The organism is Providencia sp. UF-183, assembly GCF_058246155.1.
In genome coordinates this window covers 1-23,647 of record NZ_JBSICD010000018.1, presented here as the reverse complement: position 1 = coordinate 23,647, position 23,647 = coordinate 1, and the positions used below count along the sequence as shown (strand labels likewise).

General features: G+C 42.2%; 20 protein-coding genes. 15 read left to right on the top strand and 5 right to left on the bottom strand.

The window, feature by feature from the left end:
* Positions 1-114 precede the first annotated feature (114 nt).
* From pepP to ubiI, 3 genes are read left to right on the top strand one after another with little or no spacing between them, the layout of a single operon-like run.
* Positions 115-1,437 (top strand): Xaa-Pro aminopeptidase, encoded by a 1,323-nt coding sequence (gene pepP, locus AC4IFT_RS16025; protein WP_490751866.1) that lies wholly within the window; start codon positions 115-117, stop codon positions 1,435-1,437.
* A 48-nt stretch (positions 1,438-1,485) separates the two neighbouring features.
* Entirely contained in the window at positions 1,486-2,664 is a 1,179-nt protein-coding gene (gene ubiH / locus AC4IFT_RS16020; RefSeq protein ID WP_490751864.1) for a 2-octaprenyl-6-methoxyphenyl hydroxylase, read from the top strand.
* Between the two features lie 24 nt (positions 2,665-2,688).
* Positions 2,689-3,918, top strand: a complete 1,230-nt coding sequence (gene ubiI, locus AC4IFT_RS16015) for an FAD-dependent 2-octaprenylphenol hydroxylase (RefSeq protein WP_490733562.1) — start codon at positions 2,689-2,691, stop codon at positions 3,916-3,918.
* Positions 3,919-3,999: 81 nt separating this feature from the next.
* Here ubiI and AC4IFT_RS16010 read toward each other — a convergent pair whose 3' ends face one another.
* Positions 4,000-4,575 (bottom strand): NleF caspase inhibitor, encoded by a 576-nt coding sequence (locus AC4IFT_RS16010; protein ID WP_490751862.1) that lies wholly within the window; start codon positions 4,573-4,575, stop codon positions 4,000-4,002.
* Positions 4,576-5,077: 502 nt separating this feature from the next.
* On the opposite strand from AC4IFT_RS16010, the gene gcvT reads away from it, so the two are divergent.
* The 3 genes from gcvT (at position 5,078) to gcvP (ending at position 9,760) form a co-directional block, all read left to right on the top strand.
* Positions 5,078-6,172, top strand: a complete 1,095-nt coding sequence (gene gcvT / locus AC4IFT_RS16005) for a glycine cleavage system aminomethyltransferase GcvT (protein WP_490751860.1) — start codon at positions 5,078-5,080, stop codon at positions 6,170-6,172.
* Positions 6,173-6,215: 43 nt separating this feature from the next.
* Positions 6,216-6,608 carry a glycine cleavage system protein GcvH gene (gene gcvH, locus AC4IFT_RS16000; protein WP_273827314.1) on the top strand — a complete coding sequence of 131 codons (393 nt, stop codon included), beginning with the start codon at positions 6,216-6,218 and terminating at the stop codon, positions 6,606-6,608.
* A 275-nt stretch (positions 6,609-6,883) separates the two neighbouring features.
* Positions 6,884-9,760 carry an aminomethyl-transferring glycine dehydrogenase gene (gene gcvP, locus AC4IFT_RS15995; RefSeq protein WP_490751858.1) on the top strand — a complete coding sequence of 959 codons (2,877 nt, stop codon included), beginning with the start codon at positions 6,884-6,886 and terminating at the stop codon, positions 9,758-9,760.
* Between the two features lie 94 nt (positions 9,761-9,854).
* On the opposite strand, the gene AC4IFT_RS15990 is transcribed toward gcvP, so the two are convergent.
* The 3 genes from AC4IFT_RS15990 to ygfZ all read right to left on the bottom strand — a co-directional run bounded on the left by AC4IFT_RS15990 (position 9,855) and on the right by ygfZ (position 12,555).
* The gene (locus AC4IFT_RS15990) at positions 9,855-10,751 is read right to left on the bottom strand and encodes a YncE family protein (RefSeq protein WP_490751856.1); all 897 of its coding nucleotides are present in this window, start codon (positions 10,749-10,751) and stop codon (positions 9,855-9,857) included.
* Between the two features lie 185 nt (positions 10,752-10,936).
* Complete coding sequence (locus AC4IFT_RS15985; RefSeq protein WP_490733552.1) at positions 10,937-11,557, bottom strand: HD domain-containing protein; 621 nt, start codon at positions 11,555-11,557, stop codon at positions 10,937-10,939.
* An 11-nt stretch (positions 11,558-11,568) separates the two neighbouring features.
* Positions 11,569-12,555 carry a tRNA-modifying protein YgfZ gene (gene ygfZ, locus AC4IFT_RS15980; RefSeq protein ID WP_490751854.1) on the bottom strand — a complete coding sequence of 329 codons (987 nt, stop codon included), beginning with the start codon at positions 12,553-12,555 and terminating at the stop codon, positions 11,569-11,571.
* Positions 12,556-12,804: 249 nt separating this feature from the next.
* Between ygfZ and sdhE the strand changes: the two genes are divergently transcribed.
* Both sdhE and AC4IFT_RS15970 read left to right on the top strand, forming a co-directional pair.
* A complete protein-coding gene (gene sdhE / locus AC4IFT_RS15975; RefSeq protein ID WP_490733548.1) occupies positions 12,805-13,071 on the top strand; it encodes an FAD assembly factor SdhE in 267 nt (88 codons plus the stop codon).
* Positions 13,001-13,462, top strand: a complete 462-nt coding sequence (locus AC4IFT_RS15970) for a protein YgfX (protein ID WP_490751852.1) — start codon at positions 13,001-13,003, stop codon at positions 13,460-13,462. Before sdhE ends, AC4IFT_RS15970 begins: the two co-directional genes overlap by 71 nt.
* A gap of 53 nt (positions 13,463-13,515) precedes the next feature.
* Here AC4IFT_RS15970 and fldB read toward each other — a convergent pair whose 3' ends face one another.
* Positions 13,516-14,034: a flavodoxin FldB gene (gene fldB / locus AC4IFT_RS15965; RefSeq protein ID WP_490733544.1), complete on the bottom strand. Its 519-nt coding sequence runs from the start codon at positions 14,032-14,034 to the stop codon at positions 13,516-13,518.
* A 117-nt stretch (positions 14,035-14,151) separates the two neighbouring features.
* On the opposite strand from fldB, the gene xerD reads away from it, so the two are divergent.
* The 7 genes from xerD to AC4IFT_RS15930 all read left to right on the top strand — a co-directional run.
* Complete coding sequence (gene xerD, locus AC4IFT_RS15960; protein ID WP_490733542.1) at positions 14,152-15,054, top strand: site-specific tyrosine recombinase XerD; 903 nt, start codon at positions 14,152-14,154, stop codon at positions 15,052-15,054.
* A 17-nt stretch (positions 15,055-15,071) separates the two neighbouring features.
* Positions 15,072-15,776, top strand: a complete 705-nt coding sequence (gene dsbC, locus AC4IFT_RS15955) for a bifunctional protein-disulfide isomerase/oxidoreductase DsbC (RefSeq protein WP_490733541.1) — start codon at positions 15,072-15,074, stop codon at positions 15,774-15,776.
* A gap of 9 nt (positions 15,777-15,785) precedes the next feature.
* The gene (gene recJ, locus AC4IFT_RS15950; protein WP_490733539.1) at positions 15,786-17,519 is read left to right on the top strand and encodes a single-stranded-DNA-specific exonuclease RecJ; all 1,734 of its coding nucleotides are present in this window, start codon (positions 15,786-15,788) and stop codon (positions 17,517-17,519) included.
* Positions 17,520-17,647: 128 nt separating this feature from the next.
* Positions 17,648-18,749, top strand: a protein-coding gene (gene prfB, locus AC4IFT_RS15945) for a peptide chain release factor 2 (RefSeq protein ID WP_490733537.1) whose coding sequence is annotated in 2 segments (ribosomal slippage) — positions 17,648-17,725 and positions 17,727-18,749 — 1,101 coding nt in all. Because the reading frame shifts where the segments join, the coding sequence is not laid out codon by codon here.
* A gap of 7 nt (positions 18,750-18,756) precedes the next feature.
* Positions 18,757-20,271, top strand: coding sequence for a lysine--tRNA ligase (gene lysS, locus AC4IFT_RS15940; protein WP_490733535.1), 1,515 nt, complete (start codon positions 18,757-18,759; stop codon positions 20,269-20,271).
* 816 nt (positions 20,272-21,087) lie between these two features.
* Positions 21,088-21,633: a YuaE family lipoprotein gene (locus AC4IFT_RS15935; protein ID WP_490733533.1), complete on the top strand. Its 546-nt coding sequence runs from the start codon at positions 21,088-21,090 to the stop codon at positions 21,631-21,633.
* Positions 21,630-23,647: coiled-coil domain-containing protein (locus AC4IFT_RS15930; RefSeq protein ID WP_490751850.1), on the top strand; the 2,018-nt coding region annotated here is incomplete at its 3' end. The genes AC4IFT_RS15935 and AC4IFT_RS15930, both read left to right, overlap by 4 nt.

The following is a 23,647-nucleotide window of genomic DNA, read 5'->3' as shown; positions in this document are numbered from 1 at the left end:
AGAACGAAGCGGCTTTAGGTCGATTTTAATCAGTGTTAAGTCATTATCGTCGCGCATATTGGCAGCAGTAATATGTTAGCAACCTAATAATTCAGATAATAAGGCAAAAACGGTATGAATAAACAGGAATTTGTTGCTCGTCGCAATGCATTATTGGCAAAAATGGACGTGGGGAGTGCCGCAATTATTTTTTCTGCGCCGCCTGCGCAGCGTAATGCCGATTGTGAATACCCGTATCGTCAACACAGTGATTTTCTGTATTTGACAGGGTTTAGTGAGCCAGAAGCAGTATTAGTACTGATTAAAAGCGATGAAAAACATGGCCATACCGTTCTTTTTAACCGCGTTCGTGATTTAACGGCAGAAATTTGGTTTGGTCACCGCCTAGGTCAAGAAGCAGCCCCTCAAAAACTGGGTATCGATAAAGCATTACCTTTCGGTGAAATTGAAGAGCAACTTTACCAATTACTGAATGGATTGGATGTGGTTTACCATGCACAGGGTGAATTTGCTTACGCAGATAAGCTGGTGTTTGATGCGCTGGAAACCTTGCGTAAAGGTAGCCGCCGTAATTTACATGCGCCGCAAACGGTTATCGATTGGCGCCCAATTGTTCATGAAATGCGCTTGTTTAAATCTGAAGCAGAACTGAACACAATGCGTGAGGCGGGGCGTATTTCTGCCTTGGCACATATTCGCGCAATGGAAAATTGCCGCCCAAATATGTATGAATATCAACTCTGTGGTGAGTTAGAACATGAATTTACTCGCCATGGAGCGCGCTTCCCATCTTATAATTCGATTGTTGGTAGCGGCGAAAATGCCTGCATTTTGCATTACACCGAAAATGAATGCCAAATGAAAGATGGTGAGTTAGTACTGATTGACGCCGGTGCCGAGTTTGACGGCTATGCAGGGGATATTACTCGTACTTTCCCCGTTAATGGCAAGTTTAGTCAGGCACAACGTGAAATTTATGGCATTGTTCTCAAAGCATTAGATACTGCATTAACGTTGTATCGCCCAGGTACCAGCATCCATGAAGTCACGCGTGAAATTGTGCGGATTAAAACCGAAGGGTTGGTTGCACTCGGAATTTTACATGGCGATGTCGATCAATTGATCGAAAACAAAGCATATCAAGCCTTCTTTATGCATGGTTTAAGTCATTGGTTAGGGTTAGATGTGCACGATGTGGGGTTCTATGGTACAGACCGTGACCGTACATTAGAAGTGGGCATGGTGCTGACTATTGAACCTGGTTTATATATTGCGCCAGATGCTGATGTGCCGCCGCAATACCGTGGCATCGGTATTCGTATTGAAGATGATATTGTGATCACTGAAAACGGGAATGAAAACTTAACGGACTTAGTGGTCAAAGACCCTGATGAAATTGAAGCCCTAATGGCAGCTGCAAAACAGCGTTTGGGGTAGGGGTTATTAACAGTAAAAGGTTAATCATAAAAAGGTAAGAAACAACCCATGAATGTGATCATCGTGGGTGGAGGAATGGCTGGCGCGACATTGGCACTGGCGATTTCTTCACTTAGCCAAGGAAAATTATCGGTTTCATTAATCGAGGCCTCTTTGCCAGAAGGTAAACACCCCGGATTCGACGCGCGTGCTATCGCATTAGCCCATGGTACGTGCCAATATTTAGCGAAAATAGGGGTATGGCCTGCGTTTGCTGATTGCGTAACGCCGATTACTCACGTTCATGTGTCTGACCGCGGGCATGCGGGTTTTGTGAATATCAACGCAAAAGACTATCATATTCCAGCACTTGGCAATGTGATTGAGCTGCATGAAGCCGGTGCTCGCCTCTTTTCATTATTACGAAAAGCACCAGGGGTAACGCTACATTGCCCCGCAAAAGTTGAACGTATCCATCGCGAACAAGATTCTGTTACCGTGACATTAGATACAGGTGAAACGGTGAGCGGGGCGCTAATCATTGCCGCCGATGGTAGCCGTTCTTTAGTGGGTCAAGCCTGCAATATGCAGTGGCAGCAGGATGATTATGGCCAAGTGGCGATTATTGCCAATGTGAAAACGGCCATTGACCCGCAAGGCCAAGCTTTCGAACGTTTTACCGAGTTTGGTCCACTGGCGTTATTGCCTATGTCAGAAGGCCGTAGTTCGCTAGTATGGTGCCATCACCAAGAGCATGCGGATGCGATTAAAGCATGGGATGATGCAACCTTTATCAACAAGTTACAAACCACATTTGGTTGGCGCTTAGGGAAAATAGACATGGCGGGCAAACGCCATTGTTACCCGCTGGCGCTGCGCAAAGCACTGAATCCGGTGAGCCATCGAGTCGTTTTAGTCGGAAATGCCGCTCAGACGTTACATCCCATCGCGGGGCAAGGGTTTAACCTTGGTATCCGTGATGTGATGCAACTGGCGCAAATTCTGGTTAAGGCTCATGAAAATCAGCAAGATATTGGCAGTTATTCCCTATTAAGCCAGTATCAACAAGCGCGTGCAATTGACCGAGAAAAAACCGTGACCATGACAGACGGTTTGGTTCGCGTATTTGCAAATCGCTGTATCCCATTAATTGTGGGGCGAAATTTAGGTTTAATGGCAATGGAAATGTTGCCGCCTGTCCGCGATGTTTTGGCTCGCCAAACATTGGGTTGGGTTGTTCACCAATAACCACGAAATAAAGAGGAAAAAAGTATGCAATCGTTTGATGTGGTTATCGCTGGTGGTGGCATGGTGGGGCTTGCCCTTGCATGTGGCCTTGAAGGAAGCGGCCTGCGCGTTGCTGTGGTGGAAAATCACCCACCGAAAAAGACATTTTCTGCGTCGGAGCCTTATGCATTACGGGTATCCGCGATTAATGCGGCAAGTGAAAAACTGTTAACTCATTTAGGCGTTTGGTCAGCGATTAAGAGCATGAGAGCCGCTGCCTATAATGGTATGGAAGTGTGGGATAACAACAGTTTTGGTCGTATCACATTTTCAGCGCAAGAGCGCAACCTGACCCATTTAGGCCATATTGTTGAAAATAATGTGATTCGCGATGCATTGTGGCAAAAAGCGTCAGAGCTGCGTGATGTGACATTATTGGCACCTGCCACCATCAAGAAGGTGGTGTGGGGTGAGAATGATGTGTTTATCACGTTAGATGATGAAAGTATGCTGACCGCAAGGCTAATTGTTGGCGCTGATGGCGCAAATTCGTGGTTACGCAGCCATGCCGATATCCCTCTGACATTTTGGGATTACGAACATACCGCGCTGGTGGCAACCATTCGCACAGAAAAGCCACACGAGGGTGTTGCGCGTCAATCTTTTGATGGCGAAGGCATTCTAGCCTTTTTACCATTAGCTGATCCGCATCTTTGCTCTATTGTTTGGTCGCAACCAGCAACAGAAGCCGCAAGGCGCCAAGCACTCGATAAAGCTGATTTTGATAAAGAACTTGCCGTTGCATTCGATGTTCAGCTTGGTTTGTGCCAAGTCGAAAGTGACCGCATGACCATTCCACTCACAGGGCGTTATGCACGGCAGTTTGCGGCGCAGCGATTAGCCTTATTGGGCGATGCTGCCCATACCATCCACCCATTGGCTGGGCAAGGTGTTAACCTTGGGTTTATGGATGTGGCGATGTTAATCGGTGAAATTAAACGCTTGCACCGTGAAGGTAAGGACTTTGGTCAGTATTTTTATTTGCGTGATTATGAGCGTAGCCGTAAACACAGTGCTGCATTGATGTTGGCGGGGATGCAAGGTTTTCGTGAGTTGTTCGATGGCAATAACCCTGCGAAAAAACTTTTGCGCGATATCGGTTTAGTATTGGCAGATAGCCTACCGGGTGTAAAACCCCAACTATTGAACCACGCGATGGGGCTGTTTGATATGCCTAAGTGGCTGGAACAGTTACAGGTTGAAGTGACTGAATAGTTGGTATTTATTTTAATCTGAGAAGAAGGGTTGAAAGTGAAACCCTTCTTTTTTTTGTTATATAAGCTCTATTTTTTGTCGTTAACCGAACTGGGTAGAACCACGGTTATAGGTTAAGTCAGGCAGGACGGTTGATTGACCTTTGATTAAGTTTTCAAGTGCCTTCCAGTCACCGTATACCTGGCCACTATGATGTGGTGCCGCTATTCTTCTAATTGAGAAATCAAGGTCATTGGGTAATGACTTTAATTCGTTATCGCATTGGAAATAGTGAACTAACGCTCTAATGTATTTATCACGATCGGAATCAGTATACCCCTCTGCCATGCGACCATATACCCAATCTGTGTCTTCATTTTCTACCGTAAAATAATTGTTTCTCATCTCTTGAATGCCATCAGCTAACTTCTTTGCTGCTGTTTTTATTTCATTGGTTAATTTTTTTGCGTCAGCTATTGAATCAGTTCCTTTGAGTTTGTTAATCAATGTAGACATCGGTTTTCCTTCCGCTTCTGTAGGAAAATGGTTTGCACTTAGCTCCGTTACAAAAGAGTGTTGATGGCTTTCCATGTGCTTTTGTGGAATGAGGTTTTGTGTGCTGTATTCACTGGTCGGTGCTAAAGGAATACTGCTTTTTGTTGAACTTACCTGAAACATATTAATTCATCCTTTGTGTAATATATTGCATTTTTCTTTTTGCCAGTTAATTATGCTGAATTTTGTGCCAAAAAATTTCATATTTCGATAGGAATTGTTTTTTAGCTCTCTGTTTTTCATTTCTCTTATGCCTGAAAAAAACTAATTACATCAATTTTTCGCATTAGTTTTTCTTATCTAATGAGCTTTTGATTAATTTAATCATCCTCGTGTTTAGGGGGTAGTTTGGTGGTATTTTGAGCTAAATAAGCAGTGAAAGGCTGTTTTTGAGTGATCATTCTCAATTATTTAACAAAATTCACTGGTAAAAGTAGGGGGTAATCAGTAATACAGTGGGTAGGTCGCCCTATTTTTTTTTATAGGATCAGAAGACAAATAGTGGTAGTTTTTTTACAGAAGTTATCGTTTGCGTCAGGTTAAAAATGCCCATTTAATAATTGCCAATTGGTATTTTTAACCCGTAAACATTCCAAAATATCTTAATCGAACAAAGAGGGTATTCATGGTAAAGCAGACAACACTGTATGACGAGCATATTGCTTGTGGTGCAAAGATGGTGGATTTTCATGGTTGGATGATGCCATTGCATTATGGTTCGCAAATTAATGAACATAATATTGTTCGAACGGATGCAGGGATGTTTGATGTTTCCCACATGACCATTGTCGATTTGCATGGTAGTGGCTGCCGTGACTTCCTACGTTACCTCTTAGCAAATGATATCAATAAACTTACTGAGCAAGGCAAAGCACTGTATACCGGTATGTTGAATGCATCTGGTGGCGTGATTGATGACTTGATTGTGTATTACTTTGCTGATGATTTTTACCGTCTTGTGGTTAACTCCGCGACACGGGAAAAAGACCTCGAATGGATTGAGCAACATGCCTCAGGTTATACGGTTGATATCCAAGTGCGTGATGATTTAGCCCTTCTTGCTGTTCAAGGCCCTAAAGCGCCAGAAAAAGTCCATTCATTATTGACCCCAGAACAAAATCAAGCCATTGACGGCATGAAACCATTTTATGGGGTTCAAACAGACGATTTGTTTATCGCCACAACAGGGTACACTGGCGAAAAAGGCTATGAAATTGCAATGCCAAAAGAGCAGGTAATTGATTTTTGGCATAAATTATTGAAAGCTGGCGTCCATCCTGCTGGGCTAGGTGCTCGTGATACATTGCGTTTAGAAGCGGGGATGAACCTATATGGCCAAGATATGGATGAAAGTATTTCTCCCCTTGCAGCCAATATGGGGTGGACTATTGCGTGGAAACCTGAAGACCGCCAGTTTATTGGCCGTGAAGCCCTCGAAAAGTTACGTGAGCAAGGAACTGAAAAACTTGTCGGTATTGTGATGCGTGATAAGGGTATACTGCGAGCAGGGCAAGTGGTTCGCTTTACGGATGATCTGGGTGAATTGAAAGAAGGCGTTATTACCAGCGGTTCTTTCTCTCCTACTTTAGGTTTCAGTATTGCGTTAGCGCGTGTCCCGAACGGAATTCAAGACAAAGCGATTGTTGAAATTCGACAGCGAGAAATGCCAGTTGAAGTGGTTAAACCGGGCTTTGTCCGCGAAGGTAACTGCTTAGTGTAATTTGGGCTAACCCAATGAATAAATTTAAAATGAGAGGCTAATGATGAGCAATACACCTAAAGAGTTAATGTATACCCGTGAACATGAGTGGCTGCGTGATGAAGGCAATGGTGAATATACCGTTGGTATCACAGAACATGCGCAAGAAACGTTAGGGGATATGGTGTTTGTTGATTTACCTGAAGTGGGTAATGTTGTGAGCGCAGGTGATGATGTAGCAGTGGTTGAATCTGTAAAAGCCGCGTCTGATATCTATGCACCACTGAGCGGCGAAATTGTGGCAGTGAACAGTGAACTGAGCGATTCTCCAGAGCTGGTGAACGAACAGCCGTATCAAGAAGGTTGGATTTTCCGCATTAAAGCATCAGATACCGCAGAGTTGGCGGATTTGATTGATGCGGCGGGGTATAATTCTATGATTGAAGCTGAAGAATAGTTTATTCGTCATATTTTGTGTTGTGGCGGTGTTGGCTGCACTCGATAACTTGGGGCACATACTGGTGTATGCTCCCCAAGATTGTCTCGCTTGTTGCCTAGCCACAACGCAAACTAGATAGAATAAACACCTTTTAGAGTGTTAAAAAAAACAAATAGTTAGAAATAAGAAACAAGAAACAATCGCTACATCACTGATTTTGAGTGTTATCTCGCAAGTTCCGTAATAACCGCCCGACAACTTATGCATAGCAGACAAAGGATGGGAACACAGATATGTCGATGTCACTGAGTCAATTAGAAAACCGTTCAGAATTTATCTCGCGCCACATTGGTTCTTCAGAACAACAAATAAAAACCATGTTAGATACCGTGGGGGCGTCATCGCTCGATAACCTAATGGATAAAATTGTGCCGAAGGCCATTTTACTTCCAGAGCCGCCAAGAGTAGGCGGCGGAGCCACCGAACAAGAAGCATTGGCTGAATTAAAAGTCATTGCATCGTTGAATAAACGCTACAAAAGTTACATTGGGATGGGCTATGCACCTGCCGTATTACCTCCTGTTATCTTACGTAACTTACTGGAAAATCCGGGCTGGTATACAGCTTATACGCCTTATCAACCTGAAGTTTCCCAAGGCCGCTTAGAATCTCTGCTCAATTTCCAACAGCTCACCATTGACCTAACTGGGTTAGACCTTGCCTCTGCATCATTATTGGATGAAGCCACGGCTGCGGCAGAAGCGATGGCGATGGCGAAACGCATTAGCAAATTAAAAAATGCAGAACGCTTCTTTGTGGCGGATGATGTTCACCCGCAAACCCTTGATGTGGTACGCACACGTGCAGGGACTTTCGGCTTTGAAATTATCGTCGATAGCGCTGACAAAGTGTTAGAACATGAGGGCGTATTTGGTGTGTTGCTACAACAAGTTGGCACAACGGGTAATGTCCATGATTACACTGAGTTGCTTGCACAACTAAAAGCGCGCCAAATTGTCAGTTGTGTTGCGGCAGAAATGATGGCACTTGTGCTATTAACTGCACCGGGTAAACAAGGAGCAGATATTGTTTTCGGTTCCGCGCAACGTTTTGGTGTACCGATGGGCTATGGCGGTCCACATGCGGCGTTTTTTGCGTGTCGCGATGAGTTTAAACGCGCCATGCCGGGTCGTATTATTGGAGTTTCCCGTGATGCAGCGGGCAATACTGCGCTACGTATGGCAATGCAAACCCGTGAGCAACATATTCGCCGTGAAAAAGCGAACTCCAATATTTGTACTTCCCAAGTCTTGCTGGCAAATATTGCCGCCATGTACGCGGTATATCATGGCCCTGAAGGGCTTAAATTGATTGCAGGGCGTATCCATCGCTTTACCTCTATTTTAGCGAAAGCATTAGCGGATGCGGGTTTCACATCACGCCATAAAACTTGGTTTGATACCTTAGCGATTGAAGTGGCCGATAAAACCGCAGTGTTAGCGCGTGCAGAAAAAGCAAAAATCAATTTACGAACCGATATTCATGGTGCTGTAGGTCTTACGTTGAGTGAAACAACCACTCGCCAAGACATTAATGAATTATTCGCCGTAATAACTGGTTCTGATGACAAATTAAATTTTGAAAAACTAGACCAGCAAGTGGCTGAAAATGAACAAGTCATCCCCGCAGCATTACAGCGTAAAGACGAAATCTTAGCGCATCCTAATTTCCACCGTTACCACAGCGAAACGGAAATGATGCGTTATATGCACAGTTTAGAACGCAAAGATTTAGCGTTGAACCAAGCGATGATCCCACTCGGTTCTTGCACAATGAAGCTCAATGCCGCTGCGGAAATGATCCCGATTACGTGGCCAGAATTTGGGGAATTACACCCATTCTGCCCTGCGGATCAAGCGCAAGGTTATCATCAAATGATTGAGCAGCTTTCCCATTGGTTGGTGCAATTAACCGGTTACGATGCAGTTTGCATGCAGCCAAACTCAGGTGCTCAAGGGGAATATGCTGGCCTGTTAGCGATTCGCCGTTACCATGAAAGCCGCAATGAAGGCGCGCGTAATATTTGTTTGATCCCAGCTTCGGCACACGGGACTAACCCAGCCTCTGCCCATATGGCGGGAATGGAAGTGGTGGTAGTGCGTTGTGATGATGAAGGTAATATCGATTTAACAGATTTACGTGAAAAAGCGCAGCAGCACAGCAACGATTTATCCTGTGTGATGGTCACTTATCCATCAACGCATGGGGTGTACGAAGAAAGTATTCGCGAAGTGTGTGAAATTATTCACCAACATGGTGGGCAAGTGTACCTTGATGGTGCCAACATGAATGCGCAGGTTGGGTTGACGACGCCGGGCTTTATTGGCGCGGATGTTTCTCACCTTAATTTACATAAAACGTTCTGTATCCCACACGGTGGTGGTGGCCCAGGTATGGGGCCTATCGGTGTGAAAAAGCATCTCGCACCTTTTGTGCCGGGGCATTCCGTAGTCGAATTAGATATGGTTACTGACCAAGGCGCCGTTTCTGCTGCGCCGTTTGGTAGTGCGTCAATATTACCGATTAGCTGGATGTATATTCGCATGATGGGTTCGTATGGCTTAAGAAAGGCAAGCCAAGTGGCAATTTTGAATGCGAACTATATCGCTAAGCGCCTTGCGGGTCGTTATGACATTCTGTACACAGGGCAAGAAGGCTATGTGGCTCACGAATGTATCGTCGATTTACGTCCTATCAAGAAAGATACTGGGATCAGCGAATTAGATATTGCTAAGCGTTTGATTGACTATGGCTTCCATGCACCAACAATGTCTTTCCCAGTCGCGGGAACATTGATGATTGAACCGACTGAGTCTGAAAGTATCACAGAAATCAATCGTTTCATTGATGCGATGTTAGCGATACGTGATGAAATTGACCAAGTGGTTGAAGGGAAATGGACGTTAGAGGATAACCCACTGGTGAATTCTCCACACGTGCAAACTGAGCTGGCGAGTGACTGGCCACACGCTTATAGTCGCGAGCTAGCCGTATTCCCAACGGAACAAACCAAAGCGAATAAATATTGGCCAGCGGTAAAACGCCTTGATGATGTCTATGGCGACCGTCATTTGCATTGTTCATGTGTACCGATTGAAGAGTATATGTAACAGTCCGAATTGGTAAACTAGATATATTTAGTTGGATCAGTATTAGGCTTGCTTCCTTTTTCATTGGGGGCAAGCCTTTTTACTTTTCTATCGTTTAACCAGAATATTGGTCAATACCTGTAAAGCCGTTACCTTGGTAAAGCTTTTTAACCTCACCCGTTGTTATATTCGCTTGATATACGCCGCCAAGGAGATCGGCGACATACATCAGTTGTGCCGATTTATCGTAAGTTAGACCTATTGTTTCCTTGAATCCTCGGCTGATCACGCGGTGATCCGTGAGCCCATGAAGGGTCACGTTGGCACAGTTTAGGCTATTACCATCAGGTTCAGCACCTCTATCCGTCCAATATAAAATATTGGCTTCTTCATCGAGTAATAAATCGATAGGCTCAGGTAAATTAGCCAAGAGTAACTGAATATCACTTCGGCTTTCGGGGGATTGCGAATTTTCAGGGCTTAATGGCGCTCTAAAGAGACGGCCTAAATTCCCTTTCGGTGTTCCTTTTTGCGTCCAGTAAATCCAATTATTTTTTATATCAATGGCAATGCCTACACATTGTTCAAGTATATCAACTTGATCATTTTTATCTCGCGGCCTAGCAATGTGGGTTATTAGATCGGAACCATCAATGAAGCAAGAGGAAACCATTCCACCTTCACGATCGCACCAATACAACCGTTGATTGAGCAGATCGAGTTGTAATTGTTTGGGGGTTCTTATTGCCCCTTTGCCTAATAGCATTTTTCTATTGCTACCATCAAAGTGCATAACATTGATTGAGCCATCGTTTTCATCAAAATTATCCCCCATATTGCTCCAATAGATTAAGCGATTATCAGGATCAACGGCGATACCGTCAGGTGTACCACCGAGACCTTCAATGAGTGGCATCAGGTGATGAGTTGATTTATTGAACTGAACAATAGAAGGGGAATGAATATCAAGCAATAATAAATAAGGGGAAGCATTTTTATTGTCTTTTGGCATATTTGACCTCATTGACAGCGAATAAAAACTAAATAAAAGATAAATTACTAGGAAATTATTTATCTAAGTATAATTTAATTTAATAGATTGCTATTAATTAGGTTAGTTTCATTTAAGGGGCGGTAAGTGAAGAGATGCTTTCAGGGGGAGGCTAAAGCGACAGAAAAGCCGCTTTAGCCTATTAATTAAAGTAGCCAACCTTTTTGTTGGGCAAGCTCTAATTGTTGTTTAAGCTGTTGGTAAAACTCAGGAAGAATTTGCTCAATGTAATCACATTTGCTGAGCACTTGTTCGAGTCGAATATGATTTTCGACCCAGCTTTGCCCTTGATTATGCAAATTCATCAGCATTGGCATTGCCCTATCAATCGCATTCGCATAAACCGACTCAGGGGTTTCTAATGCATCATATTCATTCCACAGCGCCAACAATGTTGCGTTTTGTGGGCTAGGTAGAAGGTTAAAAATACGGTTTGCGGCTTTGACTTCCTCTGCATGAATAGCATCACGAGCGGCATTATCGAAAACCAATACATCACCCGCATCAATTTCAACAATGTCATGCACGAGAGCCAGTTTAATCGCATGTTCGATATTCACGCCTTGAACATAAGGCGCAAAACTCATTGCCGCAACGGCAAATTGCCAGCTGTGTTCCGCCGTATTTTCGTGGCGTTCACGGTTGAGCAACTTATTTTTACGATAAACACTTTTTAGTTTATCCAGTTCCATTAAAAATTGGACGACTTCAGTAAAAGCCCCAAAATTGACCACCTCAGCGGGCTTGTTACTTAATGCTGATGACATAAAAACCTCAATTAATGTTCTTCTTCTAATGAATAAGGTAAAGCAGCAATGGTTAAATGGCTTTGTTCATCGGCCATAACGCGGAAAACACTGTCGGCTTCCATATCGTTATTCATAATGATTTGCACATAAATTTCGCCATTACCTAAGCGTACAGCGGCAAGGACAGTACCTGTACGGCGCCATTTGTCACCTAATTGCCATTCAACGCCTTCACCAATAGTGGGAAGTGTTGTGGCAGTGCCTTTTAGTAAATACATTGCACGTTTATTGGCACCACGGAATTTTGCTCGAGCCACCATTTCTTGGCCGGTATAACAGCCTTTTTTAAAGCTGATCCCATGAGGAAGTGCTTGCAGATTTGTAGCTTGCGGTAAGTGCTGCGCACTATTTTCTTGGTCAATAACAGCAAAACCCGCTTCAAGCTCTAACGCAAGCCATTGATCATCACCGACTTGAACAGCACTTAATGTGTCAGATATCTTTTGTGCTATGTTTTCAGTGGCTATCACTAAGAAGCGTTCTGCAGGGAGTGAAAAGTACAACAACGTGGTATCGCCCTCAGTGACAACTTGGTTTTGCTCATCAGGTAATGTGGTAAACAACGTTGCGAGTGCTTCTCTTGCCCCTTTTCCTGCAACACCCAGCAATTTCAGTTCAGGTTTTTTCTCAAATGTAATCTTAGAGAAAACTGCATATTTTTTGAGCTCAGCTAATTGTGAATCTGCAACGCTGCGTCTAAGCAAATAAGAAAAACCATCTAAATGATGGAATAGGCGTAGGTCGCTCCACATTTTGCCTTTTGGATCACAGTGTGCTGTTAAGGCATGGGCTTGTGTCAGTGTTGCGATATCCGCGGTCACTTGCCCTTGCAGGTATTTTTCTGCGTCGAGGCCAGTAAGATGAATGAGTTCCCAGTTTTCCAGTGAAATCAAAACGAGTGGTAAAGACTGAGATTCAAGGGGAAATTGCTGTGTACTATCAATGTGGGTAGTCATGATTTCACCTGTTGTTCTTTGATAGATAAAGGTGCTTAATGGTAAAATAGCTAGATAACATTGCAAGTAGTTATTATGATGCAGCTTGCATTATCTCGGATTTTTTTAGCACCTGTTTGTAGAAAAACGGCATTTTACTACTAAAATTACAACAATGTAGTCTATGACATGTTTTCTTCGTAGATAATCTGTTAGAGTATTGAAAATAATCAATCTTATCAGTTAACTGCAACAAAAGGTCGTAGTGGAATGGATATTGAGAATAAAGCACGAATTCATTGGGCGTGTCGGCGTGGAATGCGTGAGCTAGATATTTCAATCATGCCGTTTTTTGAGTATGAATACGATAGCTTATCAACGCAAGACAAACAGATATTTGTTCGTTTATTAGAGTGTGCGGATCCAGACTTATTCAATTGGTTAATGAATCACGGTCGTCCAGAGGATGACGAGCTGTTCCGTATGGTTAAACTCATTCAGGAAAAAAATAAAAATCGTGGTCCTGTGGAAATCTAATCTCTCCATTTCGTGGAAGACACAATTTTTTTCTACCTGTGTTCATGGCGCAGTCGGTATATTTTTACTGCTTGCACCATGGTCACCAGGTAATTCCATGTTTTGGCTACCATTGTTGGTCATCGTGGTCGCCAGTTGGGCAAAAAGCCAAAAAAATATCAGCAAAATAAAAGGTGTCGCCGTGCTGGTAAATGGCAATAAAGTTCAATGGAAGAAAAACGAATGGAATATCGTGAAAGCGCCATGGCTAAGCCGTTATGGTGTGTTACTTACATTAGAAGCGTTGCAAGGCAAGGCACAAAAAATTCATTTGTGGGTAGCCAAAGATTCAGTTTCAGAAGAAAACTGGCGGAATCTCAATCAGTTATTACTCCAATACCCTGATATTTAAAAGTAAATGGATTAACGTCTAATAGGGACATTATTTACCGCCAGAATTGCGTCTTAAAGAGACGCTTCGATTTCTTGTAAAATTTGCACACACCACTGTGCAATGCGCTCATCAGTTTGCTCAAATTGATGCACTTCATCAAGGGCTAACCCAACAAACATGTCACCAGTTTCATTCAAAGGTTTAGGGCTATCAAAGGTGTAACCATCCGTTGGCCAGAAACCAATAAACTGTACGCCTGTGGGTTTAAGTTGATGATAAAGCAAGCCAAGAGCATCAAGGAACCATTCGCTATAATCTATTTGATCGCCTAACCCATACATAGCAACAATTTTGCCTGTTAAGTTAAGATTGGGAAGCGCGTCCCAAATTTCTAGCCAGTCTTCCTGTATTTCACCAAAATCCCACGTAGGTATTCCCAAAATCAGAATATCGTACTGTTCCATTTCACTGGGAGGGGTATCGTTGACATTATGCAGCGTGACGAAATCATCACCGAGAATGTCACGTATTTTTTCGGCAACCATTTCGGTATAACAGGTACTAGAACCGTAAAAAAGACCTATTTTCATATATATTATTACTATGTCCAGCTATGGTTTTTATCACAAGAAGGGTATTGTAACAGATGCACCCCCATGCAGGCATAATAGAATCGTGTGGTATCATTCAAAGGAAACGAATTGGTCGTGGAAACAAAACACCTTAATCCATTAATTGAACAATTTCTTGATACAATTTGGCTTGAACAAGATTTAGCTGAAAATACACTAGCCTCGTATCGAAATGACCTTCAATCGCTAGATAAATGGCTTGATGCGCATCAGTTGCATTTAGAAAGCGTTCAATCAATTGATTTACAATCTTTTCTCGCAGAGCGTATTGATGGCGGCTACAAAGCGGCAAGCTCAGCGCGTTTATTAAGTGCGATGCGGCGTTTATTTCAATATTTATATCGTGAAAAACTGCGGGCGGATGACCCTTCTGCTGTTATAGCAGCACCTAAAATACCGCAGCGATTACCAAAAGACCTTAGTGAACAGCAAGTGGACGATTTATTAAATGCGCCTGCAACAGAAGACTCGCTAGAATTGCGGGACAAAGCCATGCTAGAGGTTTTATATGCCTGTGGTTTACGTGTTTCTGAGCTGATCGGTTTAACGTTTTCTGACATTAGTTTGCGCCAAGGCGTCATCCGTGTTGTCGGGAAAGGCGATAAAGAAAGATTGATTCCTTTGGGGGAAGAGGCAATATATTGGCTGGAGAAATACATTGATGAAGGCCGCCCTGATTTATTAAAGGGTAAAACCAGCGATATTTTGTTTCCAAGTAAACGTGGAACAAAAATGACCCGGCAAACATTTTGGCATCGAATAAAGTATTATGCGGTGCTGGCACAAATTGATGCGGAATCGCTCTCGCCCCACGTCCTTAGACATGCCTTTGCAACACATTTATTGAACCATGGGGCAGATTTACGTGTCGTACAGATGTTATTAGGACACAGCGATTTATCAACAACGCAAATTTATACTCATGTTGCGACGGAACGATTACGTGCGCTACATGAACAACATCATCCAAGAGGATGACAATTAAAGGATTATTAATGAAACGTAAATGGCTATTATTGGCAGCAGCTTGCTTTGTTGCAATGACGACAACTACCTATGCTGCAACAGAAGAAAAAGTCATTCGTGATACATTGGCAAAATACGATATGACAGTAGAGTCGATTAAACCTTCGCCTATTGTCGGGTTAAATGTCGTAGAAACTACGACAGGTATTGTGTACATCACGGATGATGGTAAGTATTTACTTCAGGGGCCGATTTACGATATGAGTGGAAAAACCCCAGTCAATATTAGTAATCAACCGTTAATGAAAAAGGTAGAAGCCCTCAAAAATGAAATGATTTATTTCAAAGCGCCGCAAGAAAAATACGTGGTGACGGTTTTTACCGATATCAGTTGCGGCTATTGTAAAAAGCTCCATGAAACTGTAGGCGAACTTAATAGCAAAGGTGTGACGGTGCGTTATCTTGCTTACCCTCGTCAAGGTGCCCAAAGTGATGTGGGTAAAAAAATGGCGTCTATCTGGTGTAATGGCTTACCACAAAATGCGTTAACACAAGCGTTTAAAGGCGAAGAAGTCGCGATGATTGATAACTGTAAAATTGATCTAAGTAAGCATATGAGTGTTGCTAACTTATTTAAAGTGACAGGTACCCCTGCGATTATTTTACCTGATGGTCAAATGCTACCTGGCTTCCTAAAACCTGATGCGCTTATTCAATTACTCGACGAAAAATAGTTAATTATTGTGAATGTAGAAACTTTTTTACGACAACGGCACGTTGATGGTGAGTCCGCTCAACTTCCAGGGCTCCCTGAATTATTGCAGCGCATTTACCTGCATCGTGGTATCACGGATATGGCTCAGCTAGAGCGTAAAGCCACAAATTTGCTGGATTATCGTTCGCTATCAGGCATTGAAAATGCACTTGTCTTACTTTACCGAGCACTGACGGAGCATGAATCCATTACCATTGTAGGGGATTTTGATGCGGATGGTGCAACAAGTACAGCACTGGCAATTCGCGCATTAAAATCGATGGGCTATGTCAATTTAAATTATATCGTACCGAATCGTTTTGAAAATGGTTATGGGTTAACACCGTTGGTGGTAGAAGAAGCTCACAAGCGGGGGGCAAATTTAATTATCACCGTGGATAATGGGATTTCATCTCATGAAGGTGTAGCCGTTGCTAAGCAGTATGGGATTAATGTCATTATTACCGACCACCATTTGCCGGGTGAAACGCTGCCTGAAGCCGACGCTATTATTAACCCAAACCTCAATGAGTGCCACTTCGGCTCAAAATCATTAGCGGGCGTCGGGGTGACATTTTATTTAATGTCGGCACTGCGCGCACATTTACGCCAAAAAGAATGGTTTATCCAACAAGGGTTAAGCGAACCTAATTTAGCGGAATATCTTGATTTGGTGGCATTAGGTACAGTGGCGGACGTGGTGCCCCTTGATACCAACAATCGGATACTGGTTCACCAAGGATTAAACCGTGTTCGAGCAGGGCGTTGCTGCGCAGGTATTAAGGCGTTAGTTGAAGTTTCAAAACGTGATTTATCGAGGCTTGTTGCCAATGATTTTGGCTTTGCGCTTGGTCCGCGATTAAATGCGGCAGGTCGGTTGGATGATATGTCAGTGAGTATTGAGTTATTGCTGACTGATGATATGGCCTATGCGAGGGAGCTTGCTAACGAATTAGATGGGTTAAATCAAGCTCGTCGTGAAATTGAACAAGGAATGCAGCAAGAAGCATCCGTTCTTTTTAATAAATTTGAGTACAGCGATAATCAATTACCAAACGGCCTTGCCATCTATCACCCAGAATGGCACCAAGGGGTTGTTGGAATTCTAGCCTCTCGAATTAAAGAACAATATCACCGACCTGTGATTGCATTTGCGCCTGCCGGGGATGGTGTACTGAAAGGCTCTGGGCGTTCAGTTCAAGGTGTGCATATGCGCGATGCCCTTGAACGGCTTAATACGCTGCAACCAGGCTTAATGCAAAAGTTTGGCGGTCATGCAATGGCCGCAGGGTTGACCTTAGAAGAAAATAATTTTGCAGATTTTAAGCACCATTTTGAGCTTTTAATGGGCGAGCTTATTGCTCCTGAGCAACTTGCCGGTGTTGTTTGGAGCGATGGTGAACTTTCTCGCAACGAGTTTTGCCTAGAAACCGCAGAACTCATTCGTGAAAGTGGGCCGTGGGGGCAATCGTTCCCTGAGCCTGTATTTGATGGCCATTTTCAGTTATTACAGCAGCGTTTAGTGGGGGAGCGTCACCTTAAACTGATGTTAGAACCTATAAACGGTGGGCCAATGCTTGATGCGATTATGTTTAATATTGATGTGCGTAGGTGGCCGGATAACAGTATTAAAAAAGCTAAAATTGCATTTAAGCTCGACGTAAATGAATATCGCGGGCAAAAAAGTGTACAGCTGATGGTTGAACATATTTGGCCTGATTAATCATAAATATGTTGGGGTAACTTAGGCTGAATTAGCACCTCAGAGCGCTATAAACCTGTGATAAATTCCGTTATACTAAATGGTTTGTAAATAAAAAATTATTTTTGACCAACCATAAGATATTGAAAATGACGTTTGAAATAAACCCAGTAAAAAGTAAGATTCAGGACCTGTCTGATCGGACAGCGGTTCTGAGGGGGTATCTTTGACTATGATGCCAAGAAAGAACGCTTAGAAGAAGTCAACGCAGAGCTTGAGCAACCTGATGTCTGGAATGAGCCAGAAAGGGCGCAAGCACTCGGTAAAGAACGCTCATCCCTTGAGGCGATAGTTGAAACAATCGATCAGCTAACACAAGGCCTTGAAGATGTTGAAGGTTTATTAGAGTTGGCGGTTGAAGCTGACGATGAAGACACATTCAACGAGGCCGGTGCTGAGTTAGAGCAACTGCAAGGGAAATTAGAGCAGCTGGAGTTTCGCCGTATGTTCTCTGGTGAATATGACAGTGCTGATTGCTATATTGACTTACAAGCAGGTTCTGGTGGCACTGAAGCTCAAGATTGGGCAAGTATGTTATTACGCATGTACTTGCGTTGGGCTGAGTCAAAGGGCTTTAAAACCGAGATTATTGAAGAGTCTGATGGTGACGTTGCGGGTCTAAAATCAGCAACAGTGAAAATTATTGGTGATTACGCTTACGGCTGGTTAAGAACGGAAACGGGTGTTCACCGTTTGGTTCGAAAGAGTCCATTTGACTCCGGTGGGCGTCGTCACACTTCGTTTAGCTCGGCCTTTATTTACCCTGAAGTTGATGACGATATTGATATCGAAATTAACCCTGCGGATTTACGTATTGATGTGTACCGCGCTTCAGGTGCGGGTGGTCAGCACGTAAACAAAACGGAATCAGCGGTACGTATCACCCATATTCCAACGAATATTGTGACGCAGTGCCAGAACGACCGTTCGCAGCATAAAAATAAAGACCAAGCGATGCGCCAGTTAAAAGCGAAGCTATATGAACTGGAAATGCAAAAGAAAAATGCAGACAAGCAAGCGATGGAAGAGAACAAATCAGACATTGGCTGGGGAAGCCAGATTCGTTCTTATGTCCTTGATGATGCAAGAATAAAAGATTTACGTACTGGTGTGGAAACGCGTAACACGCAAGCCGTGCTGGATGGTGATTTGGATAAATTCATTGAAGCTAGTTTAAAAGCTGGCCTGTGAGGAAAAAATGTCTCAAGAGCAACAGGGTGCAGAACAAGCTCCCGATTTGAATAACGAACTGAAAACCCGTAAAGAAAAACTCGCGGCGTTGCGTGAAAAAGGAATTCCATTCCCAAATGATTTTCGTCGTGAAGATCTTTCTGACAAAATTCATGCGCAGTATGGTGAAAAGTCATCAGAAGAATTGGAAGACTTAAATATTGAAGTCTCTATTGCGGGTCGTATGATGACTCGCCGTATCATGGGTAAAGCCTCATTTGCAACATTGCAAGATGTCGGCGGGCGTATTCAAATCTACGTATCTCGTGATGATTTAGCCGAAGGCGTTTATAACGAACAGTTCAAAAAATGGGACTTAGGTGACATTTTAGGTGCCAAAGGTCGTTTATTTAAAACGAAAACAGGCGAACTGACGGTTCACTGCCATGAAGTTCGTTTATTAACGAAAGCCTTGCGCCCGCTACCAGACAAATTTCACGGTTTATCAGACCAAGAAACACGTTATCGCCAGCGTTATTTGGATTTGATTGCAAATGATGAATCACGTAATACGTTCATTGTGCGCTCTAAAATCTTAGCTGAAGTGCGTAATTTTATGGTTGCCCGCCATTTTATGGAAGTTGAAACCCCAATGATGCAAGTCATTCCTGGTGGTGCATCAGCGCGTCCATTTATTACGCATCACAATGCGTTAGATATTGATATGTATCTGCGTATTGCACCAGAACTGTACTTAAAACGTCTCGTTGTTGGTGGTTTCGAACGTGTTTTCGAAATTAACCGTAACTTCCGTAATGAAGGTTTATCACCTCGCCATAACCCTGAGTTCACCATGATGGAACTCTATATGGCGTATGCAGATTACCGTGACCTGATTGAATTAACGGAAGATTTATTCCGTACACTGACACAAAAAGTGTTAGGCAATACAGTCGTTCAGTATGGTGATCAACAGTTTGATTTCGGTCAACCGTTCACTAAATTGACCATGAAGCAAGCTATCTGTAAATATCGTCCAGAAACGAATGTGGCTGACTTAGACGATATGGATAAAGCTGTAGCGATTGCAAAATCGTTAGGTATTAAGATTGAGAAAAGCTGGGGCTTAGGCCGTGTTCAGTGTGAAATCTTCGAAGAAGTTGCGGAAAGTCACTTAATTCAACCAACTTTTATCACTGAATACCCAGCTGAAGTTTCCCCTTTAGCACGCCGTAATGATGATAATCCATTTATTACAGACCGTTTTGAGTTTTTCATTGGTGGTCGCGAAATTGGTAATGGCTTCTCAGAATTAAATGATGCAGAAGACCAAGCAGAACGTTTTGCAGAACAAGTTCGTCAAAAAGACGAAGGTGATGATGAAGCAATGTTCTATGACGAAGACTATGTGACTGCGTTAGAACATGGTTTACCGCCAACTGCGGGTCTTGGTATTGGTATCGACCGTATGGTGATGTTATTCACTAACAGTCATACTATTCGCGACGTTATTTTATTCCCAGCTTTACGTCCGACAAAATAATCTGTGTTATTTTGTGCCCAGATAACTCTGGGCACATTGTTAACTCTTATTATGTTCAGTAATTCCTTTCATTTTATCCCTTATATCCACGAATCAATCTAACTAATATCAAAATAATATGTATTTACCTATTTTTATCCTAGGCATTAGCTAATTAGTAAAAAGTAGTCTATATAATAATGTTGAAAATAAATTTGAGTTACGAATGGTATCAATTTAGTATAAGTAATTATGTCAGAGAGTTGGTATACTTACACAGGTATTACATAGGGCCTACGCTGTTTTTTTTAACATAACCCGTTGAGTACACATGAAATTTATTGTTCCTGTCTTTTCTATAATTGGGGTTTAGGTGAAGTTACTTATTTTCAGGTGAAATGGTTATACTAAAATTTTTAAAGCAATATAAAGGCTATTAGACTGATTAAAACACTTTTTTTGTGTGATAAAGCTATTTTATTTGTGAATAAATGTTTCAGCAGCAAGATAAAAAAGAACTCGAATTTTGTGTTATTGAACTGTTATGTTTATGGTTACATAAGCTAGTAAAATAATGTTTAGATAACATAATATAATTAAATGGCACGTTAAAAGTGTTAATTTATGACTGACTTGGTGTATTAATAAGAATAAGCTCATAAAAGTAACGAAAGAGTAGCGATAAAATAAATTTAAAACTAAAATTATTTTAATCTAAATTTATGAGATGACTCTATTTCTACATTCGGACTTATAGAAAATAACTAGTTTTTAGCTTACACTAGGTTTCTTGGACATCATTATAATAGCGAAGAAAAGTACTGGTAAGGTAACCATATGTTTTTAAAAAATAAATTTCATGTTGCATCTTTGCTTATAGCAGGTACGGCTCTTCTTTCTGGCTGTACATTTGGCTCAGACACATATAATACAGCAACGCCGAACACCCCAAAACAAACAGTAAATGCAAATACGACTCCAGTTGCTCCGCAACCTGCTGTAAATGCAACTCAAACTGATGATTCATACCCAGAATCTCAAAAAGTGTTAAATAGCGCTATTAATCGCACTCCGATAGCGACAACAACTTATGGACAAAGTGGCGCTGATCAACAAACGTTTGCACACCTCAATACGTGCGTTAAGGAATTAAACGCACTAAAAACACTTTCACCAAAAGATTACAATCGTTTAGTAGGTTCATTTAAGGAAGTGAGTGATATCAACCGTCTTTACAGAGAAGTTGAAAGCACCGCGAGCCCTGACACAATTGAATTACTGCAAATGGCGATTGAGTCTAAAACGAAAGTACTCTGTGCAAAAGTTCGCTATAACTCAGTATTGTCTACCGAATCAACATTGAAGAAAATTAGTGGATTATGAGAATAAACCTTAGACTTTGTGTGTCGCTGGCACTTGTTACGACATTTTTTAGTCATGCTCCAAAAGCAGACAAATTTAATAGCGTTATTGATGATTTTGATACTTACCTTCAATTGGAAAATGAAGGCAAAGTAAGTGAGCAAAAGCAGCAGCAACAGCCAGTTAATACACAAGCTCAAGGTTACGATATCTTCTCTTCCTTATCGACGGTGCCTGCGCCAAAGGAAAGACAAAAGTCCGCGGCGGCGAATAAAGGAACCAAAGGTAAGACAACGGGTAAAAGAAAATCAGGTGCAGCATCGACTAAGCCAGTCGATGCTGCTAAAACGACACCGATAGAACCAGAAAATACAACCTTTTCTGGAGTTTGCCCGGTGATTGTTGATAATGCATCAGCGCCGGTATTGCTTTCATCTTATCCTTATTTTTTTCAAAGTAATCAATGGAACTCTGCGTATCTTGCAAAAGATTTTGCAAAATACCAGCTCGTCCTCGATCCTCTGGGGTTATATTCATCTAAATTTGCACGGCCATCAGGGATAGATACTACGGCGTATCTTGAACAGCTCGCTAAATTAATTGAACGCCAACAGTTAACCAACTTATATAAATTTGGTATAGCTCAAGGTGTAGGCCAACTTATTGCTTACAATAATTTGTTAAATGATGAGCAGTTAGTTGCTGAGTTAATTAATCACAATAAGAGTATTGCGCAATTAACACAGACAATCGCCGAAAAAGAATTTGAAATTAATAAGCTTAATGACGATGTTAAGCAAAATAAACATCAGATAACGCAGTTACAAGCGTTATTAAATTCATCATCAGATGATCAATCGTTAATTGATACGTTAAACCATAAGCTTGCAGAAGCAGAAAAAACGATTGAACAAAAACAGAATAATTTAACCCAGCTCAGTCAAGAAAATCAGCAAACTCAAGAAACAATTGCTCAGCTTGAAAAACAATTAAATGAGAGTGCAATTGAACAATCAAAAATAAAGCAGCAATTGGCTGAAAAAGAGCAGCAATACGCTGCTGCGAATTTAAAAATTGAGCAATTAACCGCGAATATAGCTAAATTAGAACTGGATGCCAAAAACCAGTTACAGATTGCTGGCAGCACTGATGAGCAAGTGAAATTAGTGACGAATGAGCTATTACAGCAAAAAGAATTGCTCAAACAAAAAGAAACTGAGCTGAACACAGCAAAAAGTGAGAAAGAGGATGTCCAATCCGCTTTAGCTGCACAGCAAGCGGGTACTAAACAGTTAGAACAGCAAAACCAGCAATTATTGGCTCAATTAGCTGAAAAAGAGCAACTTGCTGAGAAAATTCAGGCATCATTAGCAGAAAAAACAGTACAAGCAGAGCAAAAAGTTGTCTTAGAACAAGCACTAAAAGAGGCTCAAACCGCACAAAATGTACTCGCTTCTCAGTTAGCTTCAAGTGAAAAGCAACAAGCTGATTTACAAGCTAAATTAAGCCAAAACGAACAAAATTATGCCACGGCGCAAGCACAGTTGCAGCAAGCTGATACAGATTTACAGAAACTGCGTAAAGATGTTGAAAAACAAACGGCATTGTTAAATCAAGCCAGTGATGAGCAAGTTAAAGCCATCACCGCAGATTTAAATAAACAAATTGCGTTGCTGAAACAAAAAGAAGACGGGCTGAAAAAAGCCGAAGCGGACAGCCAATTAACCCGTGATGCACTGGCAAAACAGCAAGCTGCGGCCAAAGATCTAGAGCAGAAAAACCAGCAATTAGCAGCGCAGTTAACGGAAAAATCACAGCAGGCTGATAAAATTCAAGCGGCATTAGCCACACAAACAGCGAAGGCGGCGGATAAAGCTGCGTTAGAAAGCGAATTAGCGACGGCGAAGAAACAATTAGCTGAACATGAATCAATGCAAAATACATTGGCGAAGCAATTGGCCGCCAGTGAAAAGCAACAAGCTGATTTACAAGCTAAATTAAGCCAAAACGAACAAAATTATGCCACGGCGCAAGC